Annotated in this window: 14 protein-coding genes; 4 read left to right on the forward strand and 10 right to left on the reverse strand. The window is 53.7% G+C overall.

The features are described from left to right. Window positions 1-20 precede the first annotated feature (20 nt). The 4 genes from ACHHZ6_RS16810 to yiaK are packed head-to-tail and all read right to left on the reverse strand — an operon-like array spanning window position 21 to window position 3,817. Window positions 21-1,340 (reverse strand): MFS transporter, encoded by a 1,320-nt coding sequence (locus tag ACHHZ6_RS16810; protein WP_395122763.1) that lies wholly within the window; start codon window positions 1,338-1,340, stop codon window positions 21-23. A gap of 47 nt (window positions 1,341-1,387) precedes the next feature. Further along, window positions 1,388-2,314: a DUF4862 family protein gene (locus tag ACHHZ6_RS16815; protein WP_182919218.1), complete on the reverse strand. Its 927-nt coding sequence runs from the start codon at window positions 2,312-2,314 to the stop codon at window positions 1,388-1,390. A gap of 26 nt (window positions 2,315-2,340) precedes the next feature. Beyond that, entirely contained in the window at window positions 2,341-2,808 is a 468-nt protein-coding gene (locus ACHHZ6_RS16820; RefSeq protein ID WP_395122764.1) for a YhcH/YjgK/YiaL family protein, read from the reverse strand. Window positions 2,809-2,818: 10 nt separating this feature from the next. After that, window positions 2,819-3,817 (reverse strand): 3-dehydro-L-gulonate 2-dehydrogenase, encoded by a 999-nt coding sequence (gene yiaK / locus ACHHZ6_RS16825; protein WP_395122765.1) that lies wholly within the window; start codon window positions 3,815-3,817, stop codon window positions 2,819-2,821. Window positions 3,818-4,042: 225 nt separating this feature from the next. Here yiaK and yiaJ point away from each other — a divergent pair, with 225 nt between their 5' ends. Continuing rightward, complete coding sequence (gene yiaJ / locus ACHHZ6_RS16830; RefSeq protein WP_182273064.1) at window positions 4,043-4,861, forward strand: IclR family transcriptional regulator YiaJ; 819 nt, start codon at window positions 4,043-4,045, stop codon at window positions 4,859-4,861. 3 nt (window positions 4,862-4,864) lie between these two features. Continuing rightward, window positions 4,865-5,320 carry a 4Fe-4S dicluster domain-containing protein gene (locus tag ACHHZ6_RS16835; protein WP_395122766.1) on the forward strand — a complete coding sequence of 152 codons (456 nt, stop codon included), beginning with the start codon at window positions 4,865-4,867 and terminating at the stop codon, window positions 5,318-5,320. A 4-nt stretch (window positions 5,321-5,324) separates the two neighbouring features. Here the strand turns inward: ACHHZ6_RS16835 and avtA are convergent, their stop codons facing one another. Together avtA and ACHHZ6_RS16845 are read right to left on the reverse strand one after the other, a co-directional pair. Then, window positions 5,325-6,581, reverse strand: a complete 1,257-nt coding sequence (gene avtA / locus ACHHZ6_RS16840; RefSeq protein ID WP_182273062.1) for a valine--pyruvate transaminase — start codon at window positions 6,579-6,581, stop codon at window positions 5,325-5,327. Window positions 6,582-6,811: 230 nt separating this feature from the next. Beyond that, entirely contained in the window at window positions 6,812-8,842 is a 2,031-nt protein-coding gene (locus ACHHZ6_RS16845; protein ID WP_182273061.1) for an alpha-amylase, read from the reverse strand. A 314-nt stretch (window positions 8,843-9,156) separates the two neighbouring features. Between ACHHZ6_RS16845 and ACHHZ6_RS16850 the strand changes: the two genes are divergently transcribed. Beyond that, window positions 9,157-9,981 carry a protein bax gene (locus ACHHZ6_RS16850; protein ID WP_182273060.1) on the forward strand — a complete coding sequence of 275 codons (825 nt, stop codon included), beginning with the start codon at window positions 9,157-9,159 and terminating at the stop codon, window positions 9,979-9,981. Between the two features lie 39 nt (window positions 9,982-10,020). Here the strand turns inward: ACHHZ6_RS16850 and xylR are convergent, their stop codons facing one another. The 4 genes from xylR to xylF form a co-directional block, all read right to left on the reverse strand. Next, complete coding sequence (xylR, locus tag ACHHZ6_RS16855; RefSeq protein WP_182273059.1) at window positions 10,021-11,199, reverse strand: D-xylose utilization transcriptional activator XylR; 1,179 nt, start codon at window positions 11,197-11,199, stop codon at window positions 10,021-10,023. Window positions 11,200-11,231: 32 nt separating this feature from the next. After that, entirely contained in the window at window positions 11,232-12,413 is a 1,182-nt protein-coding gene (gene xylH, locus ACHHZ6_RS16860; protein ID WP_395122767.1) for a xylose ABC transporter permease XylH, read from the reverse strand. Continuing rightward, complete coding sequence (locus tag ACHHZ6_RS16865; protein WP_395122768.1) at window positions 12,391-13,932, reverse strand: xylose ABC transporter ATP-binding protein; 1,542 nt, start codon at window positions 13,930-13,932, stop codon at window positions 12,391-12,393. The genes xylH and ACHHZ6_RS16865 overlap by 23 nt, the downstream gene beginning before the upstream one ends. Before the next feature lie 72 nt (window positions 13,933-14,004). Beyond that, window positions 14,005-14,997: a D-xylose ABC transporter substrate-binding protein gene (gene xylF / locus ACHHZ6_RS16870; RefSeq protein WP_182273056.1), complete on the reverse strand. Its 993-nt coding sequence runs from the start codon at window positions 14,995-14,997 to the stop codon at window positions 14,005-14,007. 371 nt (window positions 14,998-15,368) lie between these two features. Here xylF and xylA point away from each other — a divergent pair, with 371 nt between their 5' ends. Beyond that, on the forward strand, window positions 15,369-16,691 hold the full coding sequence (gene xylA / locus ACHHZ6_RS16875; protein ID WP_182273055.1) for a xylose isomerase: 1,323 nt from the start codon (window positions 15,369-15,371) through the stop codon (window positions 16,689-16,691). Window positions 16,692-16,700: the final 9 nt, after the last annotated feature.

Below are 16,700 nucleotides of genomic sequence, written 5' to 3' on the forward strand. Positions count from 1 at the left end.
GAGAGGGTTGGGTGAGGGCATCAGGCCGCATGTTTATGCGGGTTCACCGTGGGGGTCGTTTCTGAGCCGGTATCGCATTTCGCTGGTAACAGCAGGGCCAGCAGTGAGGCCAGTGCCAGGGACACCGCCAGGCAATAAACCCCCGCATCTTTGCTGTACAGGGTGATCAACACGCCCACCGCATAAGGGCCACAAAACCCGCCGAGGTTGCCCAGCGCGTTGATGACGCCGCGCGCACCGCCTGCCATTTCCGCGCTGAACAAACGCGCCGGAATGGTCCAGAACACACCCGCTGCCGACTGCAGGAAGAACCCGCAACCCACCAGCGCGGCATAAGCCAGCCAGGTGTTTTCTTTCAGCGCCACGGAGAGGAACATGCAGAGCGCAAAGCCAATCAGCGGCAGAGAGACAAACAGCTTGCGCTTGCCGGTACGGTCAGAGAGCGAGGAGAACAGGAACATGCCCGCAATGGCACCGATGTAAGGCAGAATGGCGAGCATCCCCACCTGGCCGATGCTGGTGTGCGTAAGCTCTTTCAGGATGGTCGGCAGCCAGAGGGTGTAGCCGTAAATCCCGGTCTGGTAGAAGAAGTTCAGGGCGATCAGCTGCCACATGGTTTTGTCGGACAGTACCGCACCCAATGAGGCATTTTTTACCTCTTTACCGGCAATCGCTTTCTGCTCTGCCGCCAGCGTTTGCATCAGGTAGTTCTTCTCGGCCTCTGAGATCCAGCGTGCTTCCTGCGGGCGGTCATAGACGGTGAAGGCCCACAGCACCAGCACAACAACAGACATCAACCCTTCAATGATGAACAACCAGCGCCAGTCGAGCGCGGTGATGATCCAGCCTGATAGCGGGGCGGTGATGATCCCGGCGATAGGTACGAACATGATCACAATCGCATTGGCACGACCGCGTTCGGCGTCAGGGAACCAGTTACTGATCATGGTGAGTACGACGGGCAGCATCCCACCTTCCGCCACACCGAGTAAGAAACGCAGCACCAGCAACTGATACTGGCTGGTGACGATACCGGTTAGCACCGAGATCACCGCCCAGGCGACCAGCGACCAGCCGATAAATTTCTTACCGCTGCCATGAACGGCAATCTTCCCGCCGGGAACCTGCAGGAACAGATAACCGATAAAGAAGATCCCACCCGCCAGACCCGCCATCGTGGCGGAAATACCTAACTCTTCATCCATACCGCCGGGCATTGCAAAAGCGATATTCACACGGTCCATATATGAAATAATGCAGGCGATAAGAATAGGGGGAATGATCCTTAGCCAGCGCTGGTGCGGAATATCCGCATGTAGAGCATTAGAGGAAGCGTTCATATTTAATGTCTCAGTCAATGTAACCGATATAGGGATATTTGTTATTGTTATTGTTTCGCTTTATTCATAGCGCTAATGCCGTCGCGTAAAATGGCGATGCGATGGCTGACGTCAGCATTAGCATTTATTTCCAGTAATTTAATACCGGAGAATTTCAATGTTGCGGCACTCGCCGCAGTAAAGAGTGCTTTTGCCTGTTCAGTGGACAATAAACTGTCGGCGCAGAGCGAAGAAAATGGTGCATGAAGATCCTGCCATTCGCCATACTCCCCGTGAGTGCTGGTGCCGGAGAACATCAGCGCGCCCAGTTTTCCCGCCCTGAGTGCGGCCTGCACATGGTTCACCGGAAGAGTCGTGTTACGCCCTTCAATGGCCGACCGCGCCCAGTTAATGCAGACGCTAATGTCTGTGCCTTTCACGACGTCCAGTACCTGCTCCAGGGGTAAGAACCCCTTGCGTGGTGCGGGACCTGTCATGGCATCACAGTGCTCAAGTACCAGATCGCATGACCAGTCCCACGCGGCTATTTCGCGAACCGAGCGGGAAAATGCCTCGGTAGCCTGATCGACAGATGGATTCCCCGCTTGTGGCGCGGCCTGCATCTCAAGCGCGTTCACTTTCCCGGGAAAGCGGGAATTCACGGCATCAATCTTTTGATGCAGGTGACGATAAAAATCGACGCTGGCTTTACGTTGCTCTTCATCGGCAGAGGCCAGGCCAAAGGCACCGTTGGTACCACGACGGCGCATGGTTTCCATGACTGCCGTCACCACGATTTGCCAGTCGCCCGGCGTGTGGCGAAACAGCCATTCGTCTCCAAACGGATGGAGGCTTTCAAGGCAAGGTTGTTCCAGCCCGCGAATGTACGGTGTGTCGGAAAGTTCCCGCCAGAAGGCCAGCTCTTCTTGTTCCCCTTTCTGGTGAAACGAGGGTGCGCAGGGGTACGCACCAATAATAAAACCGGTGTTGGTCATTTCGCTTTCCTGTATTTATCAGAAAATTACTGTAATTCGCTGATTGCCACTTTCACCACAATTTTACGAATTGTGGTTTCCTTGTTTTTAATACAGGCAGGACGGTGAACATCCTGCGGAAAAAATATGGCGTAGTTGCCTGGGGTCATTTCGATAAACGATTCATTTTCACTGTTGTGATAAAAAATAATATCCCGTTGGTCCAGTAATGATTCGCTTATTTCGTTATTCCCGGTATCAATAGCGATACCGATTTTTTCTTCACCCGATGCCAGAAACTGAATATCCAGATAACGGCGGTGGACTTCGGGGCGATTCTCGTGTGGTTCCCTGGTGGTGAGGTCGAGCACCTGGGCAAAAATATTGCGACCATCAATTTCCACCACGCCCGGCTCCAGCGCGGAAAAATCGGTCGAGCGCAGAAAATTGAGCGCTGTTTCAATCGCCTGCGGCAGGCGGCACGGATTTGGCTGCGAAATATGTCCGAATATCATGGCCCACTCCTTACAGAGACTGGATTTTCGCCCACACGCTGTCATCCACCGTAATGCCGTTGCGGCGGTTCTCTTCCTGCAGGCGCGTGAATTCATGTCCCGGCAGACGGATAGCGAGGTTCTCATCAGACCGTTCGGCGGTCGTGATGAAATCCATGATGCGCTGCAGTTTGGCATCGCGGGTTGGCGCGTCGATCAGGCGATCCACTTCGATGGCGATAAAGATCTGCGATACACCATATTCATCACTGTTGTCCTGGGTCACTTCCGCGACGGAGGAGCCGTTAGAGAGCAGGGTGGCGATCATATCCAGCACGACAGACAGGCCAGAACCTTTCCAGTAGCCCATTGGCAGAATGCGGCGGTTTTTCTCAATGACGCCCGGCTCTCTGGTCAGGTTGCCCTCATCGTCAAAACCACCATCCACCGGTAGCTCGCGTCCGGCCAGGCGGTTCACTTCCAGCATGCCGTAGGAGAACATCGACATCGACATATCGACCATCGTGATGGGGCTGGAGGGAATCGCAACGATCAACGGGTTCGTACCGATGCAGCACTCTTTTGAGCCCCACGCGGGCATGACGGCAATGGAGTTGGTCCAGCAAATTCCAATATAACCTTTCTCCGCCGCCTGCCAGCCGTAGCTGCCGCCGCGCATCCAGTGGTTGGCGTTACGCAGTGCCACCAGGCCGATGCCGTGATCGGATGCCAGTTCGGTGGCGCGATCCATCATCTTTTTCGCTGTCAGGTTGCCGATGGAACGCTGGGCATCCCACTGTTCGATGGCACCTAATGTGGTCACCCGCTTTGGCTGGGCGTCAGGAAGGATATCGCCTGCATCAAGCTGCTGGATAAAACGCGGGAAGCGGTTCACGCCGTGCGAATAGACGCCGGATTCTGTCGTTCGGGCAAACATCTCAGCGCATGCGTCTGCGGTGTCTGCTTTCACACCGCGATCGAGCAGAACCCGGTTGAACGCCGCTTTTAACTCTTCAAAGGTCACTTTCATCCCTGTTCTCCTGTTTTTTTAGGGGCAAGTGCGGGTGATTTTTTATCGCTTAATTTCACTATGCGAAATCTGATTTCAAATATAGCGATCAAATTTTGCCAGATCAACGGCATTCATGATTTTCAAAATCGATTAAAATCAACTGGTTGTGTTTTTTCTGTTGAGATCGTGAACTGAGCCACACTTTGCGCTACCATCAGGGCGCGATAAAAAAGGAGCCATGTGATGAGCATGAAAGAGAGCGAAATGACGCAAGAAAAAGAGAGGCCAGCGGGTAGCCAGAGCTTGTTTCGCGGCCTGATGCTGATTGAGATCCTCAGTAACTATCCGAACGGGTGTCCGCTTGCACACTTATCGGAACTGGCGGGGTTGAATAAGAGCACCGTGCACCGGTTGCTGCAGGGGCTGCAGTCGTGCGGGTACGTTACCCCGGCTCCTGCTGCGGGGAGTTATCGACTGACCACCAAATTTATCGCCGTCGGGCAGAAGGCGCTGTCCTCGCTGAACATTATCCACGTGGCGGCACCACACCTTGAGGCGCTGAACATTGCAACCGGCGAGACGGTGAACTTCTCCAGCCGTGAAGACGATCACGCCATCCTGATTTACAAGCTGGAGCCGACAACCGGCATGTTGCGTACGCGCGCGTATATCGGCCAGCATATGCCGCTTTACTGCTCTGCAATGGGTAAGATCTACATGGCGTTTGGTCACCAGGACTATGTGGCGAGCTACTGGGAAAGCCATCAGGAGCAGATCCAGCCGTTGACCCGCAACACCATCACTGAACTGAGCGCCATGTACGACGAGCTGGCAGATATCCGTGAACACAGCCTGGCGATGGACAAAGAAGAGAACGAGCTGGGTGTGTCCTGTATTGCCGTGCCGGTGTTTGATATTCATGGCCGTGTGCCGTATGCGATCTCCATTTCGCTGTCGACCTCCCGCATGAAGCAGGTGGGTGAGAAGAACTTGCTCAAACCACTGCGTGAAACGGCAGAGGCTATCTCAAAAGAACTGGGTTTTAACGTGCGCGAGGCGTAACAGATGAACCGATTTATCGTGGCGGACTCAACCAGATGCATAGGATGTCGCACCTGTGAAGTGGCTTGCGCGGTGGCGCATCAGGGCTCCGTCTCTGCAAACGCCTTTACGCCCCGCATTCGGGTTGTCAAAGGCGGTTCGTACACCACGGCGGTTGGCTGTCATCAGTGCGAAGATGCTCCCTGTGCCAATGTCTGCCCGACACAGGCGGTCCGCCGCAATGCGGGAGTCTGGCATGTCGAGCAGGCGCGCTGTATTGGGTGCAAAAGCTGTATGGTGGCGTGCCCGTTTGGGGCGATGCAGGTTCAGCAGGTGGGAAATGACGTTCAGGCGTTGAAATGTGATTTATGCGCGCATCGCGAGAGCGGACCTGCCTGTGTGGAGGCGTGTCCAACCCACGCGCTGAGCTGTGTCGATCCCGCCAGATTACGCACGGAACGGCTGCGTAACCTGGCGTAAGGTGCTACAGGCCGTTTTCGTGCCAGGCGTTTTCAATCTCTTCGGCGAGAATTTTCACGCCCGCTTCGATTTTTTCCGGGTCGGGAACGTAGTTCATGCGCATGCACTGGTGCGTGTGCGGCCACGGTTTATCCAGCCCCGGGAAGAAGTAATCACCCGGCACCATCAGTACGCCGCGTTTTTTCAGGCGCTGATAGAGCAGCTCTGTCGTAATCGGCAGATCCTTAAACCACAGCCACAGGAAAATCGCTCCCTCTGGTTTATGGATCAGGCAGCGTTCTTCAGGTAAATAACGGCGAAGTATCGCGATCGTCTCCTGTACGCGCTGGTAATAGAACGGTTTGATCACGTCATTCGACAGACGCAGCAGGTCGTTGCGTTTAATCATTTCACACATCATCGCCGGGCCAATGCCGCCCGGAGAAAGGCTGATAATGCCGTTCATATTGGTAATGGCGGTGATGATTTTTTCATTGGCGATGATGATGCCGCAGCGGCTGCCTGGCAGGCCCAGCTTGGAGAGGCTCATGCACAGTACGATGTTCGGGTTCCACAGCGGACGTGCTTCGCTGAAGATAATGCCCGGGAACGGTACGCCATAGGCGTTATCGATCACCAACGGGATGCCGTGCTGATTAGCCAGCGCATCCAGCTTCATCAGCTCGTCATCAGTGATGACGTTACCCGTCGGGTTGGTGGGACGCGATACGCAGATCATGCCCGTCTCTTCGCCCACATGCAGGTGTTCAAAATCGACGTGGTATTTGAACTGGCCTTCCGGGAGCAGCTCAATATTCGGGCGCGCTGAGACGAACAGGTCTTCTTCCAGGCCGGAATCGGCATAGCCGATATACTCCGGAGCCAACGGGAACAGTACCTTTTTGGTGGTGCCGTCGGCGCGACGTCCTGCGAACAGATTGAACAAGTAGAAAAACGCGCTCTGGCTGCCGTTTGTTAGTGCAATATTCTGTGGTTCGATATCCCAACCCAGCTCTTCACGCAGCATATCGGCGAGGAGTGTCAGCAGTTCAGTTTTACCCTGAGGGCCGTCGTAATTGCACAGTGCCTCAGTCGCTTTGCCATTTTCCAGCATCTGAGCCAGCAGCGTCTGGAAATACTCATTCATCTCCGGGATTTGAGCCGGGTTTCCGCCGCCGAGCATGATTGCGCCCGGTGTGCGCAGCCCGTCGTTGAGATCCTCCATCAGGCGGGTAATGCCTGAATGGCGGGTAAATTTGTCGCCGAAAAGTGAAAACGTCATAGCAGGTGATCTGTCGAGCTTATTATGAAAGTGGGTAACCATAACGCTAGCATCGTGTGGGTGCAAATCGAGAGGTGAGAGAGGGTTTGTGGTTTTGTAGGGAGAATTGATATTTATTCAGTGAATTGTTCTGGTGGTTTTTTATCCCCTCTCCCCAAAGGGGCGAGGGGGAAAGACGGCTCCGTGCGGTTCCCTCTCCCTTCGGGGAGAGGGGTAGCGTGAGGGGTTGTTTATTGATTACCCGCCCACACTATCATCGCTTTATCGCCATTATGCTCACGCACAAAGCCATATCCTTCTTTCAGTGAAAGCGTGGTTTGTTTGCCTTCACCAATGGCCGGATGGCGGGCGCGGAACTGCCCCAGTATCTGCCAGTGGGCAACGGTGACAGCTTCCTTGCCCGTGACGTCCTGCCAGTTCATATCAGAGCGCGTTCCCTGTAGCGGGTCGGAACCTGTTGGGCCGAATGGACGCTCAGATTCATCCCCGTAGTAGATTTGTACACTGCCCGGTGCCAGCAACAGCAGTTCAGCGGCGCGCTGGCCCCCTTCGCGGAACAGGCGCGTATCGTGCGAAGAGAGGTAGCTCAGAACATTGAAGCTTTGCAGTTTTTCCGCCATCTGCTGCCAGGTCATGTCCATGTCGGCCAGGCAATCCACCGCTTTTGCCGCCTGCTCCTGGTAATCGAAGTTGATCATCGCATCGAAACCGTGGCGGTAGTAATCGCTCTGCATGACGCCGTGGCCCCAGGATTCCCCGGTCATCCAGAATGGCGCGTTGTCGGGTTTTTTGTCCGGGTTTGCGGCTTTCCACGCGGCCAGCGCCTGGCTTGCCTGGTCTTTCAGCTGTTGCCAGGCTGCAAGCTCAACGTGTTTTGCAGTATCAACACGGAAACCGTCGATACCGTAGTCGCGCACCCACTGACTGAGCCAGTGAGTCAGGTAGTCACGCGGGGTGTAGCCAGAGATGGCTTTCGCATGGGTATCGGGCTTGTGTTGATAGAAGTTTGGCAAGCCGGAAGGTGTCGTGGATTCCGTTTTCAGATCCGGTAAAAATGCCAGCGACATGGTCAAATCGTCAAAGCCGGGGTTGTCATAATCGCCGATGTCGGTGCGGATCCATTTTTTACCCCACCATTTTTCCCATGCGGCTTTGTCGCTGAAGTTAATGTAATCATTGAAGCTGTGCCAGCTTTGACCGGCACCCGGCTTCCAGTCCGTCCAGTGTTCACCCAGCGTTTTTTTCAGCTCATCACCCTGCAGATACAGCGCACCAAACTGGTACGTCTGCATGTCTGCAAGGGTGGCGTAGCCCGTGTGGTTCATGACGATGTCGAACAGGATACGGATACCACGTTTGTGCGCTTCGTCGACCAGATGGCGTAAATCATCTTCGGTGCCCATGTTGGCATCGAGCTTCGTCCAGTCCTGCGTGTAGTAGCCGTGATAGGCGTAGTGCGGGAAGTCGCCTTTGGTGCCACCACCCACCCAGCCGTGGATCTGCTCCAGCGGGGAGCTGATCCAGAGCGCATTCACGCCCAGTTGCTGCAAATAATCGAGCTTTCCGGTAAGCCCTTTAAGATCGCCACCGTGGAAGGTACCAATCTCCTGCATGCCATCTTTGTGGCGGCCATAGCTGTTGTCGTTGGTGGGATCGCCATTAACAAAGCGATCGGTCAGCACGAAATAGACGGTGGCGTTTTGCCAGCTAAACTGCGCGGGTTTGTCTGTCTCGGCGCGCTCAAGCAACAGCAGGCCGTTGCTGTTGGCGGCAGGCTGAAGGGTGATTTTTCCATTCTGCACCGTTGCCGTTTGCTTACTGTAGAAATCCCGCACCACGGAGCCTTCCGGGAAGGTGCTGCTGACTTCAAGCGTCAACGGTTTACCGTCCCATTTCGGACACTGGCGGATGACGTTCGCGACAGGTTGTTCCGCTGCGCTCTGGATGGTCAGCATCAGGGTGGGTGTGCCGGAGCGAGTATCGATACGCATCTGGTACTCACCGTCGCGGAACAGACGCCACTGCGGTGGCGTGCCCTCACAGGGTTTTAGCGACAGCATTTCATTAAGTTTTATTGCACCCGTTGGCTGCCAGCACGTGTTGTCAAAACTCACAGTGAGAGGACGAGTACCCTTCGTCAGCTTTGTCTGGCTGGTGAACACGCCAGTGCCTTCGGCATTAAACGTGGTAAACCCCGGCGATGACCAGCCCGCGTGTGCCAGTGCGGGTAACATCAGAAAAGCTAATGCGGTGCGTTTCATTCCATTTTCCTGTCGCGGCATTTTTAGCCAGTGTGCCATCTGACGCTGATGAAAAACTCATCCCCCTGGTGCTTTCTCCCGGGAGTATGCGAAAGGATGAGTGATCCCGCGCAAAATTAGAGAGTTATCTGCGATATCAAACACAATTTCTCAGGAATGATGCTTTAGTGAGCAGTTTTTTGGTGACATAGTTTCGGAATTGGACTATTTCTTTAGATGCTCTTGAAGTCTATTTTTGTTATGATTTGAGATTCCGCTCTCAAATTTGTGAAAAAATAAGGTGTTGGAATGTTTATATCCGACCAGGAGACCTAATGATGTCGACCCCCATTCGACGATTTGGGGCTACGTTACTCGTGTTACTCACTGTGGCATTTTCAGGTGAGGTGCTTGCGAAAACGCACACGGATACAACGAGTAAAAAGGCCCACGTCATAAAGACGACAAGTAGTAAGGTTAGCAGTAAACAAGAGTATTCTCGCAATAGTGCAAAGAGTAGTTCACTTCCTGATTTGCGAAAATACCCTTCCGGGACACCAAGGAAAAAAGCGTTTCTCCGGACGGTAATGCCTTACATTACGAGTCAAAATGCCGCGATTACTGCGGATCGTAACTGGATGATCTCAAAACAGTACGATAGCCGCTGGTCGCCTGCTGAACGCACGCGTCTGAAAGATATCGCGAAGCGCTACAAGGTGAGCTGGAACGGTAACACACGTCACGTGCCGTGGAACTCTCTCTTAGAGCGTGTGGATATCATCCCAGGCAGCATGGTTGCGACGATGGCTGCCGCCGAAAGTGGCTGGGGGACGTCTAAGCTGGCACGCAGCAACAACAACCTCTTCGGCATGAAATGCGTCAAAGGCCGTTGTAACGATGCTCCAGGTAAAGTGAAAGGCTATTCACAGTTTGAATCGGTTAAAGATTCCGTGAATGCTTATGTGGTGAACCTGAACACGCACCCCGCTTACTCTTCGTTCCGTAAGTCACGCGCTCAGCTGCGTAAAGCGGATCAGGAATTGACGGCCAGCACGATGATCCACAAGCTGAAAGGGTATTCCACCCAGGGACAGAGCTATAACAACTATCTGTTTGCTATGTTCCAGGACAATCAGCGTCTTATCGCCGCACATATGTAATCCCAAAAAAACGCCTTCCGATGGAAGGCGTTTTCTTTTCTACAGCAGCACCTCACTGTAACGCTCCCGATACTCCTTTGGCGTGGTGTCATACTCTTTCCTGAACACCGAGTAGAAATACTGCAACGACGGGTAGCCACACATCTGCGAGATTTCGTTGATAGACAGCGACGTGGAGATCAGCAGACTGCGTGCTTTCTCCAGTTTTTCCGCATGAATGACAGCATGAATGGTTTCGCCCACTTCCTCTTTAAAGCGTTTTTCCAGATTCGAACGAGAAATACCGACCGAATCCAGCACCTGATCGACCTTGATACCTTTGCAGGCATGGTTGCGGATGTAGTGCATGGCCTGAATGACGGCCGGATCGTTTAAGGAGCGATAATCCGTTGAGCGGCGTTCTACCACGCGCACAGGGGGAACCAGTAAGCGCTGGAGCGGCAGGGATTCGTTATCCAGCAGGCGATGAAGTAACTTTGCGGCCTGATAACCCATCTGACGGGTTCCCTGCGCCACGGAGGAGAGTGCCACGCGCGAAAGGTAACGCGTAAGCTCTTCGTTATCGATGCCAATCACGCACAGCTTTTCGGGTACCGGAATATGCAAATGTTCACAGACCTGTAGCACGTGGCGGGCACGGGCGTCTGTTACCGCAATAATTCCGGTTTGCGGCGGCAGTGTTTGCAGCCAGTCTGCCAGTCGGTTTTGCGCGTGCTGCCAGTTTTCGGGGGCGGTTTCCAGCCCCTGATAGACCACCCCACGATACTTCTCCTGCGCAACCAGCTGGCAAAATGCATACTCACGCTCCATTGCCCAGCGCTTTCCGCTTGAGACGGGTAAACCGTAAAAGGCGAAGCGGTGCACGCCTTTCTCTTTTAAATGGAGAAACGCGCTCTCTACCAGCGCGTGGTTATCGGTAGCGATATAGTGAACCGGCGGGTAGTGCTCGGGTGAGTGGTAAGAGCCGCCGACGCCCACAATGGGGACGTCGACGTCAGCCAGCAGTTGTTCAATTACTGGATCGTCATAGTCGGCGATGACGCCATCGCCCAGCCAGTCTTTGATGTTCTCGAGGCGAGTGCGGAAATCTTCCTCAATGAAAATATCCCACTCGGATTGCGACGCCTGCAAATATTCCCCAACTCCTTCAACCACCTGGCGGTCGTAGGCTTTGTTGGCATTGAATAACAACGTAATGCGGTGACGCTTTTCAAACATGGCTTACTATCCCATAAGTAACAATACTGTTCTCAGGCTCGCCGCTTGGTTGCCGAGTCCATCCAGACTGCCAGCAAAAGAATGGCACCTTTCACGATATACTGCCAAAACGTCGGGACGTCCATCATACTCATTCCGTTATCCAGCGAAGCCATAATAAATGCCCCCATCACGGCACCTGCCACACTGCCAACACCACCTGCGAGACTGGTTCCGCCAATGACGCAGGCGGCGATGGCATCCAGCTCTGCGATGTTACCGGCAGACGGTGAACCAGCCCCCAGACGCGAGCTAAGGATCAGCCCCGCAATAGCCACCATCAGGCCGTTGATGGCAAAGACGGCAAGTTTGGTGCGTTCCACGTTAATACCCGAAAGACGCGCGGCTTCAAGGTTGCCACCGATGGCATAAATACGGCGACCAAATGCGGTGCGCGTGGCCATAAACATTCCGCCCAGCAGTAAAAGTGCCAGCAGCAGTACCGGGGTCGGGACGCCGCGATAGTCATTCAAAAGCCAGATGGCACCCAGCACAATTACAGTAGTAAGGGCCTGACGCCCCACAACGGATGTGGACGCTGGCGAAGCCAGACCCAACGACTGACGGCGCATACGCCCACGCCATTGCCACGCAACAAATGCCAGCAGGCCCATGACACCGATCGTAAAGCCCACGCCATCAGAGAGGTAGCTTTGACCAATCTGCGACATAGCCGCGCTGGTGGGGGAGACGGTGGTGCCGTTGGTGATACCAATCAATATCCCGCGGAAGGCCAGCATCCCCGCCAGGGTAACGATGAACGACGGGACTTTCCGGTATGCAACCCACCAGCCGTTCCAGGTCCCAAGCAATAACCCCAGTACCAGCGTAACCGCGACGGTCAGCGGCAGCGGCCAGCCGAGCCAGACGTCAAAAATCGCTGCGACACCGCCGAGCAGACCCATCATCGACCCCACCGACAGATCGATTTCCGCTGAGATAATCACAAACACCATTCCCACGGCCAGAATGCCGGTGATGGCAGTCTGGCGTAGCAGGTTAGAGACATTACGTGCGCTGAGGTAAGAGCCATCGGTCATCCAGGTAAAGAACAACATGATGGCGATAATCGCTGCAATCATCACAAAAACCTGCAGGTTCAGCGCTTTTAGCCCCGCGAATGCGCCGGGTGTCGGCACTGCGACTTTGATATCAGACGGATTGCTTTTCGACATGACGTTCGCTCCTTAAGGCGGCTTCCATGACCTGCTCCTGCGTCAGGTTCTGGTTAATCAGGTTGGCTTTCAGTTTCCCCTCGTGCATGACCAACACGCGGTCGCTCAGGCCCAGCACTTCAGGGAGTTCAGACGAGATGACAATGACGGCAATCCCTTGCTGCACAAGCTGATTAATCAGTTTGTAGATTTCATATTTCGCACCGATATCAATCCCGCGAGTGGGTTCATCCAGGATTAATATTCGCGGGTTGAGGAGCAGGCAGCGCGCCAGAATGGCCTTCTGCTGGTTACCACCGCTCAACCGGCCAATGGCCAGTTCCGGAGAGGATGTTTTCACCTTGAGTCTGGCGAGTGACTGGAGAATGCACTGTTGTTCTGCGGCATCATCCAGGCTGCTCAGCGCACCGGAAAACTGATTGAGTGCCGCAAGCGTGATGTTTTTACCAACGGCCATGACCGGTACGATGCCGTCTTTTTTGCGGTCTTCAGGCACCATTGCAATACCGTGGGCAATCGCCTGCTGGCAGTTGTTGATGCGTACCTGTTCCCCGTCGATATAAATCGAGCCTTCCCAGCGACCCGGCCAAACGCCGAAAAGACACTGCACGGCTTCGGTACGCCCGGCCCCGACCAGACCTGCGATGCCGAGGGTTTCGCCACGGTGGAGGGAGAAGGCGATATTGTTCACGCGCTTGATATGACGGTTAACGGGGTGCCAGGCGGTCAGGTTCTCCACGCGCAACACCTCTTCACCCACGGTGTGGGGTTCATTCGGGTAGAGCGCAGTAAGCTCGCGCCCTACCATCATGGTAATGATGTCATCTTCACTCATGCCTGCCGCTTCACGCGTACCGATGTGTTGCCCGTCGCGGATCACGCAGATGGTGTCGGAAATGGCTTTCACCTCATTGAGCTTGTGCGAAATGTAGATGCAGGCAATGCCGTGGTTTTGCAGGTCGCGAATGATATTGAGCAGGACGGCCGTTTCCTGTTCGGTAAGTGAGGCGGTTGGCTCATCAAGGATCAGCAGACGCACCTGTTTGTTCAGTGCCTTCGCGATCTCAACCAACTGCTGTTGCCCCAGCCCCAAATCACCCACGCGCGTGTCTGGTGAAATCGCGAGGCTCACCTGGGCCAGCAATTTTTCACAACGCAGCGTCATGGTGTCGTAATCCAGTACGCCGTGGTGCGAAATTTCGGCTCCCAGGAAAATGTTCTCCAGCACGGTGAGATGTTTCACCAGCGCCAGCTCCTGGTGAATAATGGCGATGCCTTTACGTTCGGTATCGCGAATGTGTGTGGCCTGAATAACCTCTCCGGCAAAGACGATTTCGCCCTCGTAGCTGCCGTGCGGGTAGATCCCGCACAACACTTTCATCAGTGTTGATTTGCCTGAGCCGTTTTCGCCGCACAGTGACACCACTTCACCGGGGTTCAACCGCAGGCTCACGTTGTCGACCGCTTTCACCGCACCAAAGCGTTTGGTGATGCTTTTCATTTCTAATAAATAAGGCATAACTGCTCCACATGACCCGAAGGAAGAACAGCACAAGTCGATGCGCCCCCGCAGGGCAGGGGCAGCGCTGGATTACAGTTCACTCTTTTTGTGGAAACCGTCTTTGATGACGGTGGCGTCAATATTCTCTTTATTGACTTCGATTGGTGTGAGCAGGCGAGCCGGAACATCTTTGAGTCCGTTGTTCAGAGTGGCGTCTGCTTTGGGTTGCTGACCATTACCCAGCTCCACGGCAATTTCAGCTGCCGTATTCGCCAGCTCGGTGATGGGTTTATAAACCGTCATGGTTTGCGTACCCGCCATGATGCGTTTTACACCGGCGAGATCGGCATCCTGACCAGAAATGGCGACTTTCCCGGCAAGACCCTGGGCGCTAAGTGCCTGAATGGCACCGCCTGCGGTGGCATCGTTGGATGCCACTACCGCATCAATTTTGTTGTTGTTGGCCGTTAACGCGTTTTCCATAATTTTCAGCGCGTTTTCTGGAAGCCAGCCGTCAGCCCATTGATCGCCCACCACTTTAATCTTACCGTCATCAATATACGGCTTAAGGACTTTCATTTGACCCTGGCGGAACAGTTTGGCGTTGTTATCAACAGGAGAGCCGCCCATCAGGAAATAATTTCCCTGAGGCACTTTATCGATCAGGCTTTTGGCTTGTAATTCGCCCACTTTCTCATTGTCGAACGAAATATAATAATCAATGTCCGCATTATTAATCATGCGGTCATATGCCAGCACTTTTATGCCTTCTTGTTTGGCTTCTTTCACTACGTTACTTAATACCTGGCCGTTATACGGGATAATGACCAGCACATCGACGCCACGGTTAATCATATTCTCAATTTGCGACATTTGCGTTTCTTCGTTGCCGTTAGCCGACTGAACAAACACGCTTGCACCGAGTGATTCGGCTTTTTTCACAAAAATATCGCGATCTTTTTGCCAGCGCTCCAGACGGAGGTCATCAATCGCCATGCCAATTTTGACCTCTTTTGCATGCCCGGCAAAGCTGGCAAGCAGCAGAGTAGTGCAGAGAGTAAGGGACAGGTTCTTTATCTTCATAATTATAGGGCCTTTTTGTAGGGGTATGTTGCTGCTGAGATAAAAGAAACATTCACTGCTTAGACGCAGCAAATTTTTAACGTGGAAAGGCGGGCTGGCAATTACAGATTTTTATCTTCTCATTATGATATTTGGTTTATTTCTGAATTTATGACCGCGATCGGATTTTAAAATGCGTAACCTATTAATTACATTTGATTCTGGAATATGCGCCGAAAAATAGGTTGCCTGCTCATATTTTGCGAGCCAGCGCACAGTTGTGCATTCTCTCAATAGCAGTGTGAAATAACGTAATTGAGCAAGCTGGAATGTGTATTCACTATTACTGACGTCACAATACTTCGCCGCATACCCTGATTATGGAGCTCAATATGCAAGCTTATTTCGACCAACTCGATCGCGTTCGTTACGAAGGCCCGAAAACGACCAATCCTTTAGCATTTCGTCACTACAACCCGGATGAGCTGGTACTGGGTAAGCGCATGGAAGATCATCTGCGCTTTGCCGCCTGTTACTGGCATACCTTCTGCTGGAATGGAGCCGATATGTTCGGCGTGGGCGCGTTCGACCGCCCGTGGCAACAGCCGGGTGAAGCCATTGAGCTGGCAAAACGTAAAGCGGACGTCGCTTTTGAATTTTTCCACAAGCTGAACGTACCGTACTACTGCTTCCATGATGTGGATGTCTCGCCAGAAGGCGCATCGCTGAAAGAGTATCTGAACAACTTCGCGCAGATGGTGGATGTGCTGGCAGCAAAACAGCAACAAAGCGGCGTGAAGCTGCTCTGGGGCACAGCAAACTGCTTCACCAACCCACGTTATGGTGCCGGTGCGGCCACGAATCCAGACCCGGAAGTGTTTAGCTGGGCGGCAACGCAGGTTGTGACTGCGATGAACGCCACGCACCAACTGGGTGGTGAGAACTATGTACTGTGGGGTGGCCGTGAAGGTTATGAAACCTTGCTGAACACCGACCTGCGTCAGGAGCGTGAGCAGATTGGCCGCTTCATGCAGATGGTTGTTGAGCATAAGCACAAAATCGGCTTCCGCGGCACGCTGTTGATTGAGCCGAAGCCACAAGAGCCAACCAAGCATCAGTACGATTACGACGTTGCCACCGTGTACGGCTTCCTGAAGCAATTCGGTCTGGAAAAAGAGATCAAAGTAAACATTGAGGCCAACCACGCAACGCTTGCGGGTCACTCCTTCCACCATGAAATTGCTTCTGCCATTGCACTGGGTATCTTCGGCTCTGTGGATGCTAACCGTGGTGATGCACAGCTGGGCTGGGATACCGATCAGTTCCCGAACAGCGTGGAAGAGAATGCGCTGGTGATGTACGAAATCATCAAGGCGGGGGGCTTCTCAACCGGTGGTCTCAACTTCGACGCCAAAGTGCGCCGCCAGAGTACCGATAAATACGATCTGTTCTATGGTCATATTGGCGCGATGGATACGATGGCGCTGGCGCTGAAAGTCGCGGCTCGTATGATTGAAGACGGTGAGCTGGATAAACGCGTTGCGAAGCGTTATAGCGGCTGGAACAGTGAGCTGGGCCAGCAAATTTTGAAAGGTCAGTTATCGCTTGCGGATATCGCGAAGTACGCTGAACAGCATCATTTGGCACCGCAGCATCAGAGCGGGCATCAGGAACTGCTGGAAAACCTGGTCAATCACTATCTGTTCGATAAGTAACAGGCAGTC

Origin of the sequence: Enterobacter cloacae complex sp. 2024EL-00214 (assembly GCF_043945575.1) — a bacterium.
Classification (GTDB): Bacteria; Pseudomonadota; Gammaproteobacteria; order Enterobacterales; family Enterobacteriaceae; genus Enterobacter; species Enterobacter cloacae_P.